21 protein-coding genes are annotated in these 19,687 nt (G+C 67.5%); 10 read left to right on the top strand and 11 right to left on the bottom strand.

Going from position 1 to position 19,687, the window contains the following annotated elements; all coding sequences use genetic code 11:
- Nucleotides 1-416: 416 nt before the first annotated feature.
- The 5 genes from ACZ4EG_RS31435 to ACZ4EG_RS31415 are packed head-to-tail and all read left to right on the top strand — an operon-like array spanning nt 417 to nt 10,671.
- Complete coding sequence (locus tag ACZ4EG_RS31435; RefSeq protein WP_467792966.1) at nt 417-4,997, top strand: hypothetical protein; 4,581 nt, start codon at nt 417-419, stop codon at nt 4,995-4,997.
- On the top strand, nt 4,997-6,214 hold the full coding sequence (locus tag ACZ4EG_RS31430) for a hypothetical protein (protein WP_467792965.1): 1,218 nt from the start codon (nt 4,997-4,999) through the stop codon (nt 6,212-6,214). The genes ACZ4EG_RS31435 and ACZ4EG_RS31430 overlap by 1 nt, the downstream gene beginning before the upstream one ends.
- 6 nt (nt 6,215-6,220) lie before the next feature.
- Nucleotides 6,221-9,145: a phage tail protein gene (locus ACZ4EG_RS31425; RefSeq protein ID WP_467792964.1), complete on the top strand. Its 2,925-nt coding sequence runs from the start codon at nt 6,221-6,223 to the stop codon at nt 9,143-9,145.
- Entirely contained in the window at nt 9,138-9,683 is a 546-nt protein-coding gene (locus tag ACZ4EG_RS31420) for a hypothetical protein (protein WP_467792963.1), read from the top strand. The genes ACZ4EG_RS31425 and ACZ4EG_RS31420 overlap by 8 nt, the downstream gene beginning before the upstream one ends.
- A complete protein-coding gene (locus ACZ4EG_RS31415) occupies nt 9,676-10,671 on the top strand; it encodes a hypothetical protein (RefSeq protein ID WP_467792962.1) in 996 nt (331 codons plus the stop codon). The genes ACZ4EG_RS31420 and ACZ4EG_RS31415 overlap by 8 nt, the downstream gene beginning before the upstream one ends.
- 22 nt (nt 10,672-10,693) lie before the next feature.
- On the opposite strand, the gene ACZ4EG_RS31410 is transcribed toward ACZ4EG_RS31415, so the two are convergent.
- The 11 genes from ACZ4EG_RS31410 to ACZ4EG_RS31360 form a co-directional block, all read right to left on the bottom strand.
- Entirely contained in the window at nt 10,694-10,945 is a 252-nt protein-coding gene (locus ACZ4EG_RS31410; RefSeq protein ID WP_467792961.1) for a hypothetical protein, read from the bottom strand.
- Complete coding sequence (locus ACZ4EG_RS31405; RefSeq protein WP_467792960.1) at nt 10,945-11,808, bottom strand: hypothetical protein; 864 nt, start codon at nt 11,806-11,808, stop codon at nt 10,945-10,947. The genes ACZ4EG_RS31410 and ACZ4EG_RS31405 overlap by 1 nt, the downstream gene beginning before the upstream one ends.
- Nucleotides 11,805-12,518, bottom strand: coding sequence for a glycosyltransferase family 2 protein (locus ACZ4EG_RS31400; protein ID WP_467792959.1), 714 nt, complete (start codon nt 12,516-12,518; stop codon nt 11,805-11,807). The genes ACZ4EG_RS31405 and ACZ4EG_RS31400 overlap by 4 nt, the downstream gene beginning before the upstream one ends.
- Nucleotides 12,515-12,706 carry a hypothetical protein gene (locus ACZ4EG_RS31395; protein ID WP_467792958.1) on the bottom strand — a complete coding sequence of 64 codons (192 nt, stop codon included), beginning with the start codon at nt 12,704-12,706 and terminating at the stop codon, nt 12,515-12,517. Before ACZ4EG_RS31395 ends, ACZ4EG_RS31400 begins: the two co-directional genes overlap by 4 nt.
- Nucleotides 12,703-12,915, bottom strand: a complete 213-nt coding sequence (locus ACZ4EG_RS31390) for a hypothetical protein (protein ID WP_467792957.1) — start codon at nt 12,913-12,915, stop codon at nt 12,703-12,705. The genes ACZ4EG_RS31395 and ACZ4EG_RS31390 overlap by 4 nt, the downstream gene beginning before the upstream one ends.
- On the bottom strand, nt 12,912-13,895 hold the full coding sequence (locus ACZ4EG_RS31385; protein ID WP_467792956.1) for a glycosyltransferase family 4 protein: 984 nt from the start codon (nt 13,893-13,895) through the stop codon (nt 12,912-12,914). The genes ACZ4EG_RS31390 and ACZ4EG_RS31385 overlap by 4 nt, the downstream gene beginning before the upstream one ends.
- A gap of 28 nt (nt 13,896-13,923) precedes the next feature.
- Nucleotides 13,924-14,793 carry a hypothetical protein gene (locus ACZ4EG_RS31380; protein ID WP_467792955.1) on the bottom strand — a complete coding sequence of 290 codons (870 nt, stop codon included), beginning with the start codon at nt 14,791-14,793 and terminating at the stop codon, nt 13,924-13,926.
- A complete protein-coding gene (locus ACZ4EG_RS31375; protein WP_467792954.1) occupies nt 14,793-15,113 on the bottom strand; it encodes a hypothetical protein in 321 nt (106 codons plus the stop codon). The genes ACZ4EG_RS31380 and ACZ4EG_RS31375 overlap by 1 nt, the downstream gene beginning before the upstream one ends.
- Nucleotides 15,114-15,130: 17 nt before the next feature.
- On the bottom strand, nt 15,131-16,087 hold the full coding sequence (locus ACZ4EG_RS31370; protein WP_467792953.1) for an NAD-dependent epimerase/dehydratase family protein: 957 nt from the start codon (nt 16,085-16,087) through the stop codon (nt 15,131-15,133).
- Nucleotides 16,084-16,233 carry a hypothetical protein gene (locus tag ACZ4EG_RS31365; protein WP_467792952.1) on the bottom strand — a complete coding sequence of 50 codons (150 nt, stop codon included), beginning with the start codon at nt 16,231-16,233 and terminating at the stop codon, nt 16,084-16,086. Before ACZ4EG_RS31365 ends, ACZ4EG_RS31370 begins: the two co-directional genes overlap by 4 nt.
- Before the next feature lie 100 nt (nt 16,234-16,333).
- Nucleotides 16,334-16,531, bottom strand: coding sequence for a hypothetical protein (locus ACZ4EG_RS31360; protein ID WP_467792951.1), 198 nt, complete (start codon nt 16,529-16,531; stop codon nt 16,334-16,336).
- Nucleotides 16,532-16,719: 188 nt separating this feature from the next.
- Here ACZ4EG_RS31360 and ACZ4EG_RS31355 point away from each other — a divergent pair, with 188 nt between their 5' ends.
- From ACZ4EG_RS31355 to ACZ4EG_RS31335, 5 genes are read left to right on the top strand one after another with little or no spacing between them, the layout of a single operon-like run.
- Complete coding sequence (locus ACZ4EG_RS31355; protein WP_467792950.1) at nt 16,720-17,532, top strand: C1 family peptidase; 813 nt, start codon at nt 16,720-16,722, stop codon at nt 17,530-17,532.
- Between the two features lie 2 nt (nt 17,533-17,534).
- Nucleotides 17,535-18,410 carry an endolysin gene (locus ACZ4EG_RS31350; protein ID WP_467792949.1) on the top strand — a complete coding sequence of 292 codons (876 nt, stop codon included), beginning with the start codon at nt 17,535-17,537 and terminating at the stop codon, nt 18,408-18,410.
- Between the two features lie 19 nt (nt 18,411-18,429).
- Nucleotides 18,430-18,738, top strand: a complete 309-nt coding sequence (locus tag ACZ4EG_RS31345; RefSeq protein ID WP_467792948.1) for a hypothetical protein — start codon at nt 18,430-18,432, stop codon at nt 18,736-18,738.
- Nucleotides 18,739-18,748: 10 nt separating this feature from the next.
- Nucleotides 18,749-19,021 carry a hypothetical protein gene (locus ACZ4EG_RS31340; protein ID WP_467792947.1) on the top strand — a complete coding sequence of 91 codons (273 nt, stop codon included), beginning with the start codon at nt 18,749-18,751 and terminating at the stop codon, nt 19,019-19,021.
- Nucleotides 19,018-19,680 (top strand): collagen-like domain-containing protein, encoded by a 663-nt coding sequence (locus ACZ4EG_RS31335; RefSeq protein WP_467792946.1) that lies wholly within the window; start codon nt 19,018-19,020, stop codon nt 19,678-19,680. The genes ACZ4EG_RS31340 and ACZ4EG_RS31335 overlap by 4 nt, the downstream gene beginning before the upstream one ends.
- Nucleotides 19,681-19,687 lie beyond the last annotated feature (7 nt).

Here is a 19,687-nt window from a genome sequence, read left to right as displayed (position 1 = left end):
GGCTGGTCTGGCCGAACGGCTGGAACAGATCGTCTGGGTCCTCGACCACCAAGAAGACATCGACGCGGACTTCCTGGCGATCTACGGCATCGACCTCCTTGAGCAAGAGGTCACAGGACCCCGCTACTTCGCGTTGGCGCACCGGCTGACCGCCTACCAGGGCGTGATGGCCGCCCGCGCCGACCAGGAACGCGAACAGCAAGAACCGCGACGCACCACCCCAACCCGCACGAGCGACACCGCCCCGCCACCACGGCAGGGCGCAGGCGAGACCACCGAGGTCTCACTGACGGCATTCCGGGCGCAGTTCCCCGGGCTCGTGAGCGTGAGCGGAGGAAGCGCAGGTGGCGGGTAGCTTCAGGATCGCCGAGGGCTACGTCGAGGTCACAGCCGACGAGTCCGCTTACGACCGCGCCATGGACCGGCTCAAGTCCAAGAAGAACACCGTCAAGATCGGGGTAGACCTCGACGACCGGGAAGCCGTCGCGAAACTCGACCGGCTCGCCCGCGAGCGGATCGCGAACGTCAAGGTCAAACTCGACGAGTCCGCGCTGTCCCGGCTGCGGCTGAACGACATCGAAGTCACCGTCAGCCCGAAGATGTCGGATGCGGCCTACAACCGGGTCAAGGCACAACTCGACCGGCTGGCCAAAGAACGCACCGTCAATATCCGCGCCTCGGTCGACGCCCGCGTTGCCGCCGATGAGATCCGCAACCTCACCCAGCGCCGCCAGGTCCGCATAGGTATCGACGTCGACACCCGCGTTGCCGCTGACTCGCTCGCCAACCTCACGCGCCGCCGCAACATGACCGTCGGCGTCAACCTCAACGACGGCGATGCCCGCGCCCGGCTTGGGGTCCTCACGCGCACCCGCACCGTCAACATCCGCGCCGACGTCGACCGCAGCGCCGCATCACGGCTTGCTGGCATGTTCGGCGGCGGCCTGTCTGGCGCGTTCTCCGCGATCAGGAGCAGCTTGACCAGTGTCGTCGGTCTGGCGATCGGGGCGTTGCCGACATTGGCGTCGCTGGGGCAGGCCATCATGGAGATGGGCCCGGCCGCTGCGATCGCCGCCCCTGCGGTGCTGTCGTTGGGCGCCGCGTTCGCCGCGGTCAAGCTCGGCACCTCCGGGATCGGCGACGCGTTCAAGGCGGCGTTCGCGCCGGCCACGAAGTCCGCGGCAGCCGCCGAATCGTCCACCAAGAAGGTGGAGGCCGCCCAGCGGTCCCTCGCCAAGGCCCAGCAGGCAGTCAAGGACGCCGAAGTCAACGCGGCAGAAGCCCGCGTGAAGGCAGCCCGGGACATCGCGGATGCGCAGCAGAACCTGAAGAACACCGTCCAGGACGTCGCCGACTCGAACCGGCGTGCCGCAGAGTCGGTGGCCCAGGCGGAGCGGGACCTTGCCGACGCGCAGCGCGCCGCGAGGCGGGCGCAAGAAGACCTCAACGACGCCCGCAAGCAGGCCGCCGAAGACTTGCAGGACCTGAACAACCGGCTCACCGACGCCCAACTCGACCAGCGGCAGAAAGTCCTGGACCTCCAAGACGCCGAACAGGAGTTGGCCGCGGTCAAAGCCAAGGGCTCGAAGGCGACACGGGAGGAGCTCGACAAAGCACAGCTCGCCTACGACAAAGCCGTCCAGGCCTTGCAGGAGCAGCAGACCGAGACGCAGCGGTTGCAGGACCAGACCGACGCCGCCAACCAGGCCGGGGTGGAGGGCTCGGAGAAGGTCAAGAAAGCCAAGGACGACATCAAGGACGCCAACCAGGAAGTCGCCGACAAGACGAAAGCGCTGAAGGACGCGGAGATCGAGGCCGCCCGCGCGCAGGAGGACGGGGCGCAGCGCATCGCGAAAGCTCAGCGGGATGTTGCCGACGCTCAGGCGGCCGCGGCGAAGGCCGCCACGGACGGGGCCCGGCAGATCAAGGACGCGCAGGAGGCGGCACGGGAGGCGGCGCAGGCCCTCGCGGACGCGCAGACTGCCGGTGCTGCGGCCACGGACAAGCTCGGCACGGCGATGGCGAAGCTGGCGCCCAACGCCCGCGCGTTCGTGGACGCGGTCCTCGCGCAGCGCGACGCGTGGCGCTCGCTGAAGCTGGACGTTCAGGACCGGCTCTTCGCCGGGCTCGGCCAGAAGTTCACTGAACTGTCCACCGCGGTCATCCCGCCGCTCCGCGACGGCCTGGGCGGCATGGCCGACAACCTCAACGCCACCGCGAAGAACGCCGCGAACGCGGTCATCGAACTATCGAAGACCGGCCAGCTGCGGAAGATGTTCGACGGCCTCAACCAGGCCACCGCGCATCTGACCCGCATCCCGGGGCAGATCATCACCGCGCTCACGCAGATCAGCATCGCCGCGAGCCCGGCGTTCGCCCGGTTGACGAAGGCGGCCGGCGAGGCCGCAGACCGGATCGCGAAGCGGCTCGGCGACGCGTTCAAGTCGGGTGCGCTTGAGGACTCGATCAACCACGGGGTGGAGATCGCCAAGCAGTTCGGCAGCCTGTTGGGCGACATCTTCGGAACGATCAGCAACATCATGAAGGCCGCCGCGACAGGTGGCGGGGATGCGCTCGGAACGCTCGGCGCGGTGTTCGCGGAGCTGCGGCGGGTCACGGCGATGCCGGAGGTGCAGTCCGCTCTCTCGTCGATCTTCCAGGCGGTCAACGCGATCGCGAAGCTGGTGGCGGGAACGCTGGGCGCGGCCATCGAGGCGGCGATGCCGCTGCTCGCTGCGATCGCCCCGGTCATCACCGACCTGGCGACCCAGTTCGGGCCGATGCTCGCCGACCTCGCACGGTCGCTGGGCGAGGCGCTGATGCCGATCGTGGACGCTCTGCTGCCGGTGGTGTCGGATATCGGCGGTGTGATCGTCGGCTTGGTGGAGGCGGTGCTGCCGCTGCTGAAGCCCCTCGGTGATCTGATCGCGGCGATCGTCACGGCGATCGCGCCGGTGCTCTCGTCGATCGGGGCGGCGCTGGTGCCGCTGGTTGCGGCGTTGGCGCAGGGGCTGACGCCGGTGGTGGCCGCGTTGACGCCGATCGTGCAGATGCTCGGCGGGTTCCTCGCTCAGCTGGCGCCGCTGTTCCCGCCGATCATCACGGCGCTGCTGCCGTTGATCCCGCCGATTGCTCAGCTGACGACAGCGTTGCTGACCTTGGCGTTGCAGGTGATTACTCCGCTGATGCCGCTCATCATCGGGCTCGCGCAACTGTTCACGGGCGTGCTGGCCGGGGCGATCAACATTCTGGTGCCGGTGATCACGACGGTGATCGGGTGGATCACGACGTTCGTGCAGGCCATGGCCGACGGCGTGAAGCTGATCGTTGACGGGTTCAAGTGGCTGTACGACACGCTCGTCGGGCACTCCATCATCCCGGACCTGGTGAAGGCCATCATCAGCTGGTTCACCAGCCTGTGGACGAAGACAAAGGAGATCTTCAGCGCGCTGAAGAAGTGGGTGGTCGACACCTGGAAGGACTTGTGGAACGCGGTCCGCTCGAAGTGGGACTCCTTCTGGTCCGGCCTCAAGTCGGCAGTGTCCGGGGCGTGGAAGAGCCTCAAGGACAGCGTGTCCTCACTGAAGACAGCGATCACGAGCACGTGGTCGTCGCTGTGGAACGGCGCCCGGGACAAGATGTCGAGCATCTTCTCCACGATCCGCGGAAAGATCACCGACTTCAAGAACGCCATGAAGTCAGCGTTCTCCACGCTGCGGGATTCCCTCGGCACGATCTGGAACGGCATCAAGTCGAAGATCAGCAGCCCGGTGAAGTGGGTCGTCGACACCGTCTACAACAACGGCATCCGCCGCATGTGGAACATGATCGCCGGAAAGATCAGCTCCAAAATCACCCTGCCCCAGATCAAACTCGGCTTCAACCGAGGCGGCGTCGTCCCCGGCACCGGCAACACCGACACCGTCCCCGCCATGCTCACCCCCGGCGAACGCATCCTCTCCAAAGCCCAGGTCGCACAGCTCGGCGGGCACCGCGGCATCGACGCCATGCTCGGCCAGGACCGGCCCACCAAAACCGGCGGCAACCCGACCCGGCAACAGGAACGCCAACGCGAGCAAGCTGGCGCACAGCACTTCGCATCCGGCGGCATCATCGGCAAAATCAGCTCCAGCATCAGCGGCACCGTCAGCGGCGCCCTCGACTGGGCGAAAGACCTCGTCATCGGCGGCCTCAAGTCCGCAGCCCAGAAAGCCATCTCCTCGCTGGTGCGGCCGCTCATCAACCAGATCCCCGGCTCCGGTATCGGCAACCTCATGCGCGGCCTCGCAAACAAGGCCCTCGACGGCATGCTCGGCTGGTTCGGCAACGAAGACAAGAAAGCCGTCGGCGGGCCGTCCGTGCAGCGGGCCCTCGCCTGGGCGAAGACACAGAACGGTCTGCCCTATCAGTGGGCCGGCAACGGAAACCCCAGCTGGGACTGCAGTGGCTTCATGAGCGCCATTGAGTCCGTCATTCGCGGTGAACGCCCGCACCGCCGGTGGGCGACGGGCGCGTTCGTCGGGAACAGCGGCCCGTCCGGCTGGGTACGGAACCTGAAGTCCCCGTTCATGATCGGCATCACCAACTCCGGCGTCGGCCACACCGCAGGCACCATCGCCGGACTGAACGTCGAAAGCTCCGGCGGCCGCGGCGTACACATGGGCAAGACCGCCCGCGGCTGGAACGACCCGATGTTCACCAGCCACTGGGGCTTCGCACCCGCCGCCAAGTTCGACTCCGGCGGACTGCTGCAGCCCGGCGCCACCATGGCCGTCAACGCCACCCGGCGGCCGGAGCGGATTCTCGACCCGCAGCAGACGGCCATGTTCGAGCAGCTCGTCTCCAGCCGGGGCGGGGGCAGCGTCACGATCGAGAACATCACCGTCAGCGGGACGTTCGACTTCTCCAGCCGGTCCGCGCGCAGGCAGGCCGCGCAAGAGCTGGTTGTTGAGATCAAGGACGCGCTCCGCAACTACGACCGGGAGAGGGCACGCTGATGGCCTTGTACAACTGGGGTGACATCACCCTCGGCCGCATCCCCCTCCGGGAAACGTTCACCGCCACGGAGTCCGGAGGCGGCGACCGCAGCCTCGACCTCGAAGGCCAGGAGTCCTACCCGCCGCTCACCCGCGCGCAGGTCATCGCCCGGCATGACGGCATCAACAGCCTGATCGCAGGCCAGGCGATCCCCGTCACCTTCACCGACAAGCCGGAACGCAACGGCTACTACACGGTCAAGACTGCGGCGAGCACGTACACCGAGCACCTGAACGAGACGGTCACCGCCGACTGGAAAGTTAGCCTGGACCGCATCGGCTCCGACGCCGAAACCGACCTGCAATCCCGGCTGACCGGCGCCGTCCGCCTGAACGACTTCTCCCTGACGGGGGAACGCTGGCACGCCCCGCCCATCGGCCACTACGGCTACTACACCGGCACCACCAACCCCACCACGATGACGCGGACAGGGGCGGATGGCGCGATCACCGTGTATCGCGGCATCCAAGCGAACACCTCCCCGCGCTGGGGCTGCCCGCCCACCAACTACCTGGCCGGCCGTGTCCGCGTCACCACCACCGGCAGCCAGGAGGTGTACGGCGTTGACGTGCCACTGGCCTCGATTGGTTGGTCGCTGACGAACGGCCTCGTCAACGTCACCTGGACGGCATCTGCGGGCGGCCAGTTGGACGTGCAGTCGTACACGGGCGGCGCCTACAGGTCGAAGCTGTGGACGATCTTCTCCGCGTCCAGCACCCAGATCTCCACCTGGGATGGCGCGACCCTGCTCCGCAACGACCCGGAGATGGCGATCCTCCGCCTGACCAAGGGCCTGTCCCCGGGCCGGCTCACGCTGGATCTCACGCTGCGCCGCGGCAGCCGGTTCGTCGAGGGCTACATGCAGCGCAATACCGCCCCGGACGAGCTGAAGGTGCGGCTGAACACGGCGGAGACGAACGTCACCGCCCTCGCCTCGGCCGGCTACGTGACCGCCACAAACAACGACAGCGACGGGAATCGGTTCGTGGCCGGATCGGCGAGGACGTTCACCGGGCATGCCAACGGCGGAGTCGAGCGGTTTGCCGCGACCAGCATGGACTTCTTCCTCGGCGTAGCCGCAGGCGGCGGCAGCGCGGTGTCCGGGGACGCAGCAACCGACCTGCGGAACATGTACATCGCTTGCATGCCGGAAGCCGTCTACGGAGTTCGGAGGTAGGCGCGGGTGGCCGTTCAGGAAGTTCTCAAGGCCCTCGGCTCGTGGGAGGTCAAGCTCGCCCCGGGCACGCCCCGCGATGTCCTCGACGCCCTCGACTACTTTGGGCACGTCGCGATCGTCCCCGGCCGTCTGGACCCGGCCCAGTACGGCGACAACCTCCTCACCACAGCCCGCTACGTCGGCGTGCTGCGGACGCGGACGATCGGTGACGACGGCCGCACCAACGCCCCTCAGGACGACCTGTCCGTCGGCGGGGTTGGGATGGCGTTCTGGCTGGGCGACGAGGACAACAAGGGCGACGTCTACGAGAACGCCGTCGAACCCGCCTCCACCAGCTTTGCCACCGCCATCAACATGCTGCTCCCCGCGTCCGGTGCGGTGACCGCGGGAACGATCCACTCGGTGTCCGGCCAGTACACGGGACGCCACCAGTACGAGTCTCCGCGTGAGGCGATCTCCTACGTGTGCGACACCATGTCCACTACCTCGGTGCCGGTGTCGTGGCGGGTCAACGGGAACGGCACCCTCGACGCGGGCCCCGACAGCAACCTGTTCGTCACGAACCCGACCTGCGTGATCACCACGAAGGAGACCGGGGAGGACATGATCCTCCGCGCGCTGCCCGGGTCGATCGACGTCACCCGGGACGTGGAGGACTACAGCACCCGCGTCGTCCTGCTCGCCGAGGGCGAGGGCTCCAGCATCGCCACCGGGGCCGCGGACATCTCCCCGGCAACCCCGTACAAGGACATCCACGGCAACGCCCTCAAACTGACCCGACTGGTGTCGGAGTCGGACACGGCGACCGCCAACGCCGCCGTCCGCGCCCAACTGGCGCTGTCACAGTTCACGTCGGCCCGCAACGCGCTCAGCCTGTCCACGGCCGACTACGACGTCCACGGCTCATTCGTCGTCGGCGACCGGGTGTGGGTGTACGACCCGGACTCCGGCCTGGTGGACACCACCACGGAAATCACATTCCGGGGCACACGGATCAACCCGATCAAACTACAAGTCACCGAGACCCAGTGGGCGATCACGAACGGGTACACGGTCGCCTACCGATCCGCGAACGGAACGTGGACAGACCTCACGCAATACGTCGAATGGGAAACGGACGCCACCAACACCGTGACCGTCGGGGACTTCTCCCGGCAGCTCACCAACTCCTCAACGGAACCGGTCGGCTCACGCCCCAACAGCGACACCAGCACACCGGCCGTACCGGTGTTCATCACCCCGTTCACCGGCGCCGCCTACCTCGACGACCGCGGCTTCACCCGCGCCCGCACCATCCTCCACTGGAACGCACCCCTCAACGTCGACGGCTCCACCATCCTCGACGGCGACCACTACGACGTCCGCTGGGCCATCGACACCGACATGATCTACCCGGCGACATGGGCGGCCGTCTCCCAGATCCGCTGGCAGGACATGCAGATCTGGGCGCAGCCCTTCGCCGCACCGTCCACGCAATGGCAGTACATGACCGTCGCCTGGGACCACACCCAGGCCGAACTCCTCGACCTCTCCCCAGGCATCGGCTACGACGTACAGATCCGCGGCGTCGACACCACCGGCAACACCGGGGCATGGTCGGCGACGACCACGTTCGTGGCGACGTCGGACAACATCCCGCCCAGCACGCCGGCCGCTCCGTCGGTGGCCGGCTCCCGGATCGCTGTGCAGATCACGCACACGCTCGGCAAGTCCAGCGGCGGCACGTACAACCTCGAAAGCGACATCGACCACCTCGAAGTCCACGTCAGCTACGAGCCGACGTTCACGCCGTCCACCAGCACCCTCCTCGGCAAAGCGCCAGCGAACGCGGGCATGATCCAGGCGCAGATCCCCGTGGTGTACACGGTGCAGGTCGAGGAGACGTCCGCCCGCTACGTGCGGGTGATCGCGGTCGACAAGGCAGGCAACAAGTCCGGGCCCTCGGATGCGGCCACCGCGACGGCGCTTCTCATCGACGACGCCCACATCTCCGACCTGACCGTCACGAAGGTGACCGCCGGAACGATCTCCGCGGACTGGATCGTCGGTGCCCGCATCAAAACCGCCGACACCGGGGCCCGCGTTGAACTGTCCAGCGCCGGCGTCCTCGCCTACGACTCGGGCGGCGCTCAGACGGTGAACATCGCTGCTGCCGACGGCAGTGTGTCCATCATCGGACAGCTTAAATCCGGCACATCCGGCAAGCGCATCGAGATCAATCCCACCTCAACACTGCTGCCGGAGATCCGCTGGTACGCCAACACCGGCACCGACTTCGGCTACATCAACGCAGCCAGCGCTGGCAGCGACGTCAGCCTCGGCATGAACTCGTCCGCCTACGACGACGGCGGCGTCCAGGTCATCTCCCGCGCCTACCTGAGCACCAGCGGCCTCGCACAGTTCGAGGTAGTCCGCGCCGACGACCAGAGCCGCCGCGGGGGATATGTGTGGGCCGCCCCGGGCGCCCTATATGCCGGATACAACCGCGCCAGCACAGACGGCGGAACGCTCTATGCGGACTCCACCCAGGTCAACATCAGCGGGAAGTCGTCCGGCAGCCAGGTCACCCAGTTCCTCTGCACCAGCAGCTACGCGCAGGCAGGCCGGTTCGGCTCTGGCAGCAACGAGAACTACTGGACGTGGAACTTCGACGGCCGCACCTTCCACACCGGCCGCTGGTACGACTTCGTCTCGGCCGTCAACACCGACGGGCTGTGGACCGCAGACGAGCCGTTCGCCGCCAGCGGAGACACCTCGCTGGCGCTGAGCTACGGGGCAACGATGGCCTCCACCATGGTCCCGATGGCGACCCTGCGGCATCCCACACTGCGCACGTGGCAGGTCACCGCATCCTCCACCACGGGGTTCACCGTCACCGTCGGCACGTCATCTGGTACCCCGTCCATCAGCGCCTGGAGCTACCGTGTCTGATCCGCTGCGTATCCTCACCGTCGACTTCGTCGCCGAACGCCTCAACCGGGGCGCGCCCCGCTGGGTCGTCCACCACGTCGACCAGGACGGCAACGGCTCCGGACACGTCTTCCCCAAGGACGCGCTGGAGTGGCGGGCCGCCGAGTACGGGCTGACCGACGTCGACGAGATCCTCGACATGGTCCTGCACGAGCCGCACCTGCCGAACGAGCCGGACCGGGACGACGCCGCGCTCCGCGCCGGACTGGTCACCTCGACACTCCCGACCGCCGAGCCGATCGCCCTGTTCAACGCCGCTTCCACCGCGGACGCGTTGGCGGCGCACCGGCTGCGGATCGCCGACACCAAAGCGACCTGGGCGCACGTGCGGCCACCCGGTAAGGGCAAGGACCCGCTCGATGTGATCCGTAGCCAGCACGGCATCACCCCGGCCGGGCGGCGGCTGAAAGCCGAGCTGGTGGACGTCCACCGCTGGCAACTGCTGTACGGGGGCCTCCCCGTGCCTGTCCCGACCGCACTGGAGGTGCCTCGTGCCTGATCCGTCTACTACTCGGCTCGCGCTCTATAAGTCCAAGTCGGACGGGTCGGAGCTCGTCAACTACACCCAGGACATCGGCCAGAACCTCGACAAGATCGACGCTGCGGTGGGGTTCGCGTCGTGCACGTCGTCGACGCGACCGTCATCCCCGTACTCCGGCAAGCCGATCTTCGAGACCGACACGTCGTACCGGACGTACTTCTCCAACGGCACCAGCCCGGCGTCCGCATCCTGGGTGGAGATCCCCAACGGCAGCGCCCAGTACAACAGCACGCTGCGCCTCGCATCCGGCAAGCAGATCAACGTCAACTCGTCCGGGTCCGGCGCCACCATCGCCGTCGTCAATGCCGCGGCCGGCACCGACCTCATCTCCGCCCGCGTCACCGGCGACACCGTCGACCGGTTCGAAGTCGAAACCGACGGCACCCTCAACTGGGGACCCGGCGCCTCCGGAGCCCTCGACACCAACCTCTACCGCAGCGCAGCCAACACCCTCCGCACCGCCGACAACCTCACCGTCGACCTCAACCTCACCGTCTCCGGCACCGCCACCATCACCAGCAACCTGTCCGTCAGCGCCAGCGCCAACATCACCGGCAACATCGCCGCCGGCAACTTCTCCGTCGTCGTCGACTGGACCTCACCCACCCTGTTCACCGGCTACACCGCAGACGGCAACGGCAACGGCACACCCCAATACCGAGTGATCAACCTGCTGGGAACCCAGTTCGTACAGTGGCGCGGCGGCCTCAACGTGCCCTACACCACCGGCAACCCCAACAACAGCGGCATGCCGTTCACGGCGAACCTGCCCGCCAACGCACGGCCAGCATCCCGCCGTTCCACGACCGTGGCCTGTTCAGCGGCCTCATCGTCATCCCTGTCGATCAAGTTCGACTTCAACACCGACGGCTCCGTCACCCTGATCAACATGAGCGGGGTGACACCCCCCTGGGTCAGCATGAACAACATCATGTACTCCCTGTGACCCGGAGCGGCATTGAAGACAGCTAAGGCAGCACGTCGGGCTCGACGCAGGACAGCGACTGCGGCGCCATCTGAGGGGCGGTGCGCAGCCGCTCGTTCTCGGCGTGCGCCTCGGCCAGCTGCTGTTCCAGGTCTGAGACCCGCCGCTCCGCTTCGGCGGCCTGCTGCTCCAACTCGGCACTGCGCGCGCGCAGCAGGATGTTCTCGTCGTTGAGCTCGCTGCACCGCTGCCGGAAGTGCGGCAGCGCCACGTCGGGGCTGATCTGCTGGGCCATCAGGCCACCGCCTTGTCTGCGATCTCCCGGTACCGGTCCAGGAGGTCCGTGTTGTTGAGGAACGGGTGCTGCGGAAAGAAGCTGAAGTGGCTGACAATCGCGTCACCGCGGAGAATGTTCGGGGCCCCGGTGGCCAGCGGCCGGTGGATCGTGTGCCACGACTCCTCCTCATCGGGGACGAGAACACCGGGCTGTTCGAGGCCGGCGTACATACTGCCGAGGCTCGCGAAGCACGACACCGAAAACTGGGTGCCAGGCTGGATCGGGAAGTCCTGGTACAGGTACAGATCCTCGACCCGGCCGCGCTCGATGTGATCGAGGAGCAGCTCGTGCAGGCGCACCGCAAACGGGCCGTTCGCCCAGCCGACCGGGTCCATGCAGTACGGCTGGACGGCACCCCACTCCATCGGCACCTTCCCGCAAGCCTGCAGGAAGTGGGAACAGATCGCGTTGTTGACAATGACCGGGAACACCGCGGTCGGGGCCGGCATCTGGAGGCGGGCCCGGACGAGGTTCTCCACGGCGGCTTCGTGGATGTACACCACGTCGTCATCGAACCGCAGGTAGAGGGTGCCAGGGTCGGTCATCTCACGGTACGCCAGCCCGGTGTAGCGCTGCTTGGGCAGGTGACCGAGGTCGACACCATCCGGGCGGTACTTGAGCTGGAACCACGGGAACTGCTCGGCGAGCTCGTGCGCGTAGGCGATGTCGTCTTCCTGCCCGACGGGGTCGGTGTTCATGAATGCCCACACCTCGTCGATGAGGCCGCGTTCGACGTCCCGCTGCAGGTGCTTGACGAGGATGCTGTAAGTCCGGCGGCGCCCGTAGGGTGTCCAGGCTACGACCCTGCAACCATCGATCATTGTGCATTCCTCTCTGCGAGCGCCCACACGTCGGGGTGTTTGGCGCGGATCAGGGCGACCGCCTCCGCATGCCGGGCTGTGGTGGCCCGGTGGAGTTGCGCGTCGTGCATGCGGTAGTAGACGAGCGGCATGGGTGTTACCGCGTGCAGGAGTCCGGCTTTGTGGAAGCGGATCCAGAAGTCCCATTCGTTGTAGCCCGCGTCGAGACCGGGGAGGTTGACGTCGTGGTGGTAGCCGCCGAGGGCTAGCCAGGCTTCGGCGCGGATGAGGGCGTGGGCGACGATCGGGGTGTGCTGGGTGAAGTCGCCGAGTGTGACGTGCGCGGCGGAGGCCTGGATGACGTTGTCGCCGCCGACTTGCTGGCAGTGGGGTACGGCAGCGTCGGCGTTTTGGAGGGTGCGGACGAGGCGTTCGATGGCGTCGCCGGTGAGCCAGTCGTCGGCGTTCATGACCATGATGGCGTCGCATCCGTCGTCGATTGCTGCGGCGGCGGCTTCGTTGAGGGACCAGGGCCAGCCGTGTTGCTGGGTGTGGGTGGTGTGGCGGCGCCACCAGGTGGGCCGGTGGGTGAGGAATCCGGTGGTGCCGTCGTTGGACGCGTCGTCGACGATGTAGGCGGCGCAGGGCCAGGTTTGGGCATTGATGCTGGTGAGGCAGGTTTCGATGTAGGGGAGGGCGTTGCGGGCGGGTAGTGCGATGCCGATTCTCACCAGTCGACTGCCTTCTGCCAGGAGACGCGGTCGGGGAATTTGTCTTCGGCAGCCAGGGCAACGAGCGCGGCCAAGAAGTGGGCTTGTGCTTCGGCGGCTGTGTGCCCGCGGGCGTCGGTGCCTTCGATCATTCCGGCGCAGAGGTCGAGGAGGCGTTCACCCTCGCGGTAGTGATCCGGGCCCTTCACGGCCTCCGCCCCTTCAGATCGTCCCTGATGGAGCCAGCGGTCACGGCCGTCAGAACCACGGCGAGAGCGCCAGAGCTGACAGCCCCGTTGACGGCCGTCCTGTCGCCGAACATCAGATACAGCGCCGCCGCGTCCGCCACAGCCCATGCGCAGCCAGCAACGGCAATGAGGCTCAGCGTCCTGGTGGAGAGCGGGCCCGGGTTGATCACGCCGCCACCTCCGCGGGCACACGCACGGCCGCCTCCCACTGGTGGTGCAGCGCCTGCATGATGCTGCCCGACGCCTCACCGCGCGCCGCCATCCCGACCCGCTGCCGGAGCTCCGAATCGTCGACGAGCCGCTTCAGATAGCGTCCCCACTCGTGCTCGTAGCGGACGAGGAACCCGTTCTCCCCATGCCGGATCACCCGCCGATACGGCTCGATGTCAGAGGCGATCAGCGGGATCCCGAGGACGCTGGCCTCCAGCCACTTCGTCGGGAACTTCGCGTCGTTGAACGGCGTCGACCGGTACGGCGCCACCCACAGATCGAACTCCGACACCGCATGCAGGTAGTGCTCGATCCGCTCCACCCAACCCAACGCACCGACCTGACGGCCGCTGAGCCCAAGCGCCATCGCCTGCTCCGCGCTGACCCCCACCAACCGCACCATCACCCCACCCGGCCGCGGGTACCGGGAGATCCGGTTCAACGCACGCACCGCCTCCGGCAACTCCGCTACCGTCGACGAGGTACCCGCCCAGCCGACGTACAACGGCCGGCCCTCCGCCCGGTAGTCCCGCGGCTTGCCGAGGTACTGGGCAGGGAGCCCGTTCGGGATCACACGGACGTCGGCCGCGTAGTCCCGGAGGACAGCGGCGAGGGGCTCGGAGCAACAGGTGACGAGGTCGGACAGGGCCAGGTTGTCCGCGAGCCGGCCGAGCATGGCCCGGTCCCAGACACGGACAGCGTTCGCGTTCGATGGGTCGATGTGGAAGTAGTCGTCGTCGAGGTCGAGAACGAGCCGCTTCCCCTCCTGCTTCAGCTTCTGCCACATCTTCGTCGGCCCGGTCTGGGCGACCCGGCAGCCGACGATCGTGTCGTAGGACTGCCAGTTCTGGGGGAGGCGGATGTGGTGGGTGGCCGTGTGGCCCAGCCAGGACAGGCCCATGGCGGGGAGCACGGCCCGGTAGAAAGCCGACCCTGCCATGTCTGCGGACCACCAGTGGACGCGCATGTCAGACCCCGTCTTCCGCAGACCGGTCCCGGGTGGCGCGCTTGGCGTCTCCGATGGCGACTCGGTAGCCGTGCCGGTAGCCAGCGGAGTCGGAGTGCAGGGCGTCCATGAACTCGGGTTCCTCGGGCAGGTTGCGGACGCGGGTGAGTGCCTCGTCGTACTCCACAGCGCGCTTCAGGTGATCGCAGACGCCGAAGTTGGGCGGCCAGTCAACGGTGAGCCACTTGGGGGCTACGCCGTGGTCGGTCCAGCCGCAGTGCCGTTGTCCGATCTCGTAGCCGTGGCGGGCCCACTGGCGGGCGTCTTCGAGGTCGTTCTCCAGCTGGCGGATGCGCTCGGCGTACTCAGCCTTGACCTTGCCGCGCCGCAGGGATTCGGCGCGGAGTTCCTCGCACCGCTTCTCGGTCGCTTCGGCTTTCCGCTTGAGCCCGGTGGCAGCGTTGCGGATGTCGTCCCAGTCGCGGAGCCGGTCCATGCCGAGGGCGGCGGTGAGGGCGTCCTTGTGCTGGTGGCGGTCTTCGTTGTTCCGTCGCAGCACGGCGACCTGCTCGACGAGCTTGCGCCACGTCGTGTCCCGGGAGAGCAGCAGCGCGTCGCAGAGGTCGAGGCGAGTCCGCTCGTGCGCGTAGACAATCTCGGTGGTTCCCGCCCGCTCCGGATCCTCGACCACGGGCAGCGGATCGTTCGCGGGGATCTCGACAGACTCCCGGAAGACCAGCACCGCGCGCGCGCCGACGAGTTCGGCCGTCGAGGCGTCCACGGATGGCAGGCTCTCCGCTGTGTCCTCGGCGGCCTGATCGATGACGAGGATGAACGGCGGCCGTTCGTCGTCGGCGCCTTCGGGGAGTTGCAGGATCTGCAGGCGGGCCATCAGCCGGCCACCGCCTCGTAGGTGGCGGCGAACAGGCGAGGCTCCACCACGCAGAACCGTCCGGGCCGCTTCTCCGGGATGAGCCAGTCGCCATGCCGGACGGTGATCTTGTGGCCGCCGATGGTGCGGACAGTGAGCGCGATGTAGTTCGGGCCTGGCTCGCCGCAAGTGTCGGCGGCTTCCTCGGCTGGGATCTCCCACGCGCCGCCGGGGTTCTCCGCTCGGAGGGCGTCGCCGAGGAGTTCACAGACCTCGTTCCACTGCGTCCAGCGAAGCTGCACGGCTTCGATCTCAACGGGCTTCTTCCGATACCGGGACACGGCCACCTCCTCTGGTCTCAGGCGGCCAAGTAGCCGGGCAGCCACTGAGTGGCGTAGTAATCGACCGTCCGCCGCACGCCCTCCTCCAACGGCACGAAGTCCGCCGCGGTCATCCCGATCTGCGCGAGCGTGCTGGTGTCGGAGGAGACGACCGCATTGGGGACCTCACCCGGCCGCATCGGCAGATGCTTGATACCAACCGGCTCCCGCGCGGTGACCTCGGCCGCGTACTCGGCGACCAGACGCGCGATGTCGTTGACGGTGACCGAGGTCAGCGGGCCGACCTCGACCGGCTTCTTCGTGGGCCCACCGGTCGAAGCGTTGTGCTCAAGGGCCTCGACGAAAACGCGGGCGACGTCCTCGACGTAGACGCAGTCGCTGATCTGGGTGCCGTCGCCGTACACCTCAATGTCCGCGCCGGTGAGCGCACGGCAGATGAACGCTGGCGCGATCTTCCTGACTCGGCTCGTACCGTAGGGGGCTGCGACTGATTGGCCGGGCCCGTAGGCGTTGACGGGCCGGACGGTGGTGATGCGGCCGCCGTCGCGGTAGAGGTTGTACATCCTCGTCAGGTCTTCGGCCGCGCTCTTGGTGATCGTGTAGCAGCCTGTGCCGATGAGTCGGAAGGCGTGGTTGCCGACGCCGGCGTACACGGTGGGCAGGTTGTACTGGGCGCCGGCCTCGAACACGTTGAGCGAGCCGAGGATATTCGTCTCGGCGGACGGCCTCGGGTTGCTGATGGTTTCCTGCGTGCCGAGGACAGCGGCGAGGTGGATGATCCCGTCGACGTGGGCGGCGGCTTCGGTGACGGCGGTGGCGTCGCGGACGTCGCCGAGGAAGAACTCTTCGCCGGGGGCGAGGTGGTGGCGGCGGTCTTGGTGGTCCATGACGAGAACGCTGTGGCCGCGGTAGGTGAGTTCGCGGCGGATCCATGAGGCAATGAAGCCCGAGCCCCCTGTGACGAGTACCTTCATGCCTTTGTCTCCTTGTTGCAGGTGCAGGTGGTGCAGTGCTTGGCGGTCTGGTGTTTGGCTTTGGCGATGTCGCGGAGCGCTTGGATGCCGCTGCTGGCGAGGGCTGCGACGGCGATGATGAGCGTGATGGCGATGGCGGTGTTCATCGGCTGCTCCATGCGGCGGGCGCGGGCTCGATGCGGAGTTCGGTGGGCTGGACGAGGACGACGAACGCGAACAGGAACGCGAGAGCGGCGCACAGGTAGCTCACGACTCACCCCCGCCGCCTTGCTCGATGGCAGCCAGCACCGCGCTGCCCAGAGCGGGCACCCACTCCTGGTCATCCGGGTAGTCGTGCAGCGCTATGTCGACGTCGTTGAGCCCGTAGTTGCCGAACGGGAAGTCCCGGATGGCGGCTTCGATCCGCTCACGGAGCGGAGAGCCTGCGGGGTTGGACTTGGCCATGGGGCAGCTCCTGTGCGGGTTGTGCGGGTGGGTGCGGGTGTCTGGTGCGGTGAGTCCGCGACCCGCACGGACACGGACCCACCGCCATCCCCTGAGCCAGGGATGAACGAACTATAGCCTGCGATTCATAGGCTGAAGTGGTATCCCAAGCTACGATTCAAAGGAACCTAGCTGTGGGAGGAACCCGCATGCCCGCACGACCCAGACTCGGCCGCCATGTCGAACACGACCCCCGCAGCCTCAACTACGCCCACGGCGTCCTACCGAAGTCCGCCATCAAGTCCGTCGACTGGACACGACGGGCACCGATCTTCGACCAGCAGTCGCTTGGCTCGTGCACGGGTAACGCCGCTACGGGCCTCATCTGCACCGACTTCAACGGACGATCAGGGCTCACCTCCGTCACCATCGACGGCCACGTGCTACCCGTCGACGAAGACCTCGCCGTCCGCATCTACACGCTCGCCACCCAACTCGACGACATCCACGGCAGCTACCCGCCCGACGACACCGGCAGCTCCGGGCTCGGCGCCGCCAAGGCCCTGAAGAAGCTCGGCCTCGCAACCGGCTACACCCACGTATTCAGCCTCGCCGCCCTCAAGTCCGCACTCCAGAACGGCCCGGTCATGGTCGGCACCGTCTGGCTGGAGTCGATGTTCGACGTCGACACCGACGGCCTTGTAGAGGTCGACCGGAAGTCCGCCATCGCTGGCGGCCACGAGTACGTACTCAGCGCCTACGACGCGAGCCAGCAGACGTTCCGCCTCGACAACTCATGGGGCGAATCATGGGGTGTCCATGGCTCGGCATGGCTGGAAGAGCGTGACATGCAGTGGCTCCTCTCCCAGCAGGGCGACGTCACCGTCCCCGTCTGGGCACAGGTGCCGTCCCCTCCTCCCGCGCCCACTCCTTCTCCGGCTCCTGGCCTGGATCCTCGACTGGTTCAGGCGACGCGGCTGATGAACGAGTGGGCGCACGACAACCACGTGACGGGAGCCTGACCATGGTCGACCTGTGGATGCCGGGCGCGGTCCAGCACGCACTCGGCAACACCGGCGTGATGAACGGCGGCCCGGCGCGCGCCGTCTGGCACATCACCAGCAACGCCAACGACTGGACGTTCACCCGCGAACTCGGCTGGTTCACCGGCGGCGGCGCGTCCGTGGCCCCGCACCTGCTGTGGGACCCGTTCACCGGCGAGGTGGCGCAGTTCTTCCCCGCGGACTCCCGCTCCCTGTCGCTGCAGAACGCGGGCGACGTCAAGACGAACCGGACCGGCAAGTACTGCGTGCAGATCGAGGTCGTGTTCACCGCGGACGAGACCGTCGGCGGCAAAAAGTACGCCACGGTCCGAGACACCCCGTGCAAGAACCTCGACAAGATCGTGCCATGGCTGCGCAGCCTCGGCATCCCCGAAGTCTGGCCAGGCGGCGCACCGACCGCCTTCGCCCGGGACACGGTGTCCCTCGACAGTTGGCTGAAGCTCGGCGGGCACTACGGACACAACCAGATCCCCGGCAATTCACATGTGGATCCTGGCCCGATGCCGGACCTGTTTAAGTCCGCGCCCGTCCCGTCGAAGCCGTCCGCGCCGAAGGTGTCACTGGCGCACATTGTGGCTGCGGCCCGGAAGGATCCGCCGGCCTCGCAGGGCCACACCACCTACAAGGCCGAGGTGCTGTTGGTGGAGAAGGCACTGAAGGCGGAGGGTCTGCTCGCCGCCGCTTATGTGGACGGCTCGTTCGGGTCGTTGACGAAGAACGCTTACGCCCGCTGGCAGAGGCGTCTCGGCTACTCCGGCAGTGCCGCGGACGGCATCCCCGGCAAGACATCGCTCACGAAGCTCGGCGCGAAGCATGGCTTCGTGGTCGTCGCCTAACACCCTCAGGAGAAGAACCATGAACGTCAACCTCGACAAGGCGTACTGGCTCGGCCTCGTCATCAGCGTTGTCCTGCCCGTCCTCGTCGGTCTGGTGACTACCAGAGTCACGCATGCCGGCGTGAAGGCGGTACTGCTGCTCGCCCTGTCCACGGCGAACGGGTTCCTCGTCGAGCTCGCGGGCCCGCACGACGCCGGGTACAGCGTGGGCACGGCCGCGGTGCTGGCCCTGGTCTCGTTCGCAACCGGCGTCCTCTCCCACTTCGGCTTCTGGAAGCCGGTCGGCGTAAGCACCAAGGTGCAGGACAGTTTCGCCAAGGCCGCGTAGGGAGGCCTGATTGGACGGCACCACCCTCGGCGCGGTCCTGGCGGCTATCGCGGGCCTCGTCGGGTCGGGGGTGGTGTACGTCGGGAAGCGCGGGGAGAACAGCAACACCCGCTTCAACTCGGTGACCGACCAAGTACAAGAGGACAACGCGACGCTGCGCGACCAGCTCGCCCAACGCGACGCGCGGATCAACACCCTTCAGGAGCAGCGGATGCGTGACCTGGAGACGATGGCCCGTCTGCGTATCAAGGTGATCAATCTCGGAGGAGACCCAGACCAGTGACCCGAACCGAGCGCACGATCGTGTTGCATTGGCGCGGCATCGCCACGGCGTGCGCGATCGTCGCCCTGTTCGGAATCTCATGGGCCCTGTGGCATCGCATCGACTCCTCGGACCGGAACTACAAGGCCGCGGTCGCCGAAGCGAACCGGCGCGGGGATGCGGTCAGCACGCTGGCCGGGGACGTGCGGGCACTTCGGGCGCAGGTGAAAGCGAAGGGTGGGACGCCGGTAGCACCGGATCCGACGAAGGCCGTGAGCAACCTGCCTGATCGAACAGAGGTCCCGGTCCCGATACCGGGCCCGGCTGGCCCGGCTGGCAGCCCGGGGCCGTCGGGAGCGCCCGGGAAGAACGGCGTGGACGGCAGCCCGGGGGCGAGCGGCGCGCCAGGCGCGGTGGGCCCGTCAGGTCCGCCGGGGGCGGCCGGACCGCAGGGCGAGCAGGGTGTTCCCGGGCCGGCGGGCCAAGACGGCAAAGACGGTACCGACGGCCGAGATGGGCAGACCTGCCCCGACGGCTACAGCCTCCAGACCCCCGACTACGACCCCTACGCCAAGGTGTGCCGGCAGGACGGCGCGCCGCAGCCTAGCGACCCCGGAAACGGTAACGGCAACAGCCCGCAGCCCTTGGCGCTGGACCCGCAGCGCAGGCAATACCTATAGGAGACTC

This window comes from Streptomyces sp. NPDC025638 (assembly GCF_055558775.1).
Note: the sequence above shows the minus strand (reverse complement) of the source record. Positions and strands in the feature narration are given on the sequence as shown.

What these genes read in the sequence shown, in the direction of transcription:
- ACZ4EG_RS31355 (WP_467792950.1), top strand. Translation starts at nt 16,720, where the DNA reads ATGCCCGCACGACCCAGACTCGGCCGCCATGTCGAACACGACCCCCGC.
- ACZ4EG_RS31435 (WP_467792966.1), top strand. Translation starts at nt 417, where the DNA reads ATGGACCGGCTCAAGTCCAAGAAGAACACCGTCAAGATCGGGGTAGAC.
- ACZ4EG_RS31360 (WP_467792951.1), bottom strand. Translation starts at nt 16,531, where the DNA reads ATGGCCAAGTCCAACCCCGCAGGCTCTCCGCTCCGTGAGCGGATCGAA.
- ACZ4EG_RS31405 (WP_467792960.1), bottom strand. Translation starts at nt 11,808, where the DNA reads ATGATCGATGGTTGCAGGGTCGTAGCCTGGACACCCTACGGGCGCCGC.
- ACZ4EG_RS31365 (WP_467792952.1), bottom strand. Translation starts at nt 16,233, where the DNA reads ATGAACACCGCCATCGCCATCACGCTCATCATCGCCGTCGCAGCCCTC.
- ACZ4EG_RS31345 (WP_467792948.1), top strand. Translation starts at nt 18,430, where the DNA reads ATGAACGTCAACCTCGACAAGGCGTACTGGCTCGGCCTCGTCATCAGC.
- ACZ4EG_RS31430 (WP_467792965.1), top strand. Translation starts at nt 4,997, where the DNA reads ATGGCCTTGTACAACTGGGGTGACATCACCCTCGGCCGCATCCCCCTC.
- ACZ4EG_RS31380 (WP_467792955.1), bottom strand. Translation starts at nt 14,793, where the DNA reads ATGGCCCGCCTGCAGATCCTGCAACTCCCCGAAGGCGCCGACGACGAA.
- ACZ4EG_RS31410 (WP_467792961.1), bottom strand. Translation starts at nt 10,945, where the DNA reads ATGGCCCAGCAGATCAGCCCCGACGTGGCGCTGCCGCACTTCCGGCAG.
- ACZ4EG_RS31350 (WP_467792949.1), top strand. Translation starts at nt 17,535, where the DNA reads ATGGTCGACCTGTGGATGCCGGGCGCGGTCCAGCACGCACTCGGCAAC.
- ACZ4EG_RS31370 (WP_467792953.1), bottom strand. Translation starts at nt 16,087, where the DNA reads ATGAAGGTACTCGTCACAGGGGGCTCGGGCTTCATTGCCTCATGGATC.
- ACZ4EG_RS31385 (WP_467792956.1), bottom strand. Translation starts at nt 13,895, where the DNA reads ATGGCAGGGTCGGCTTTCTACCGGGCCGTGCTCCCCGCCATGGGCCTG.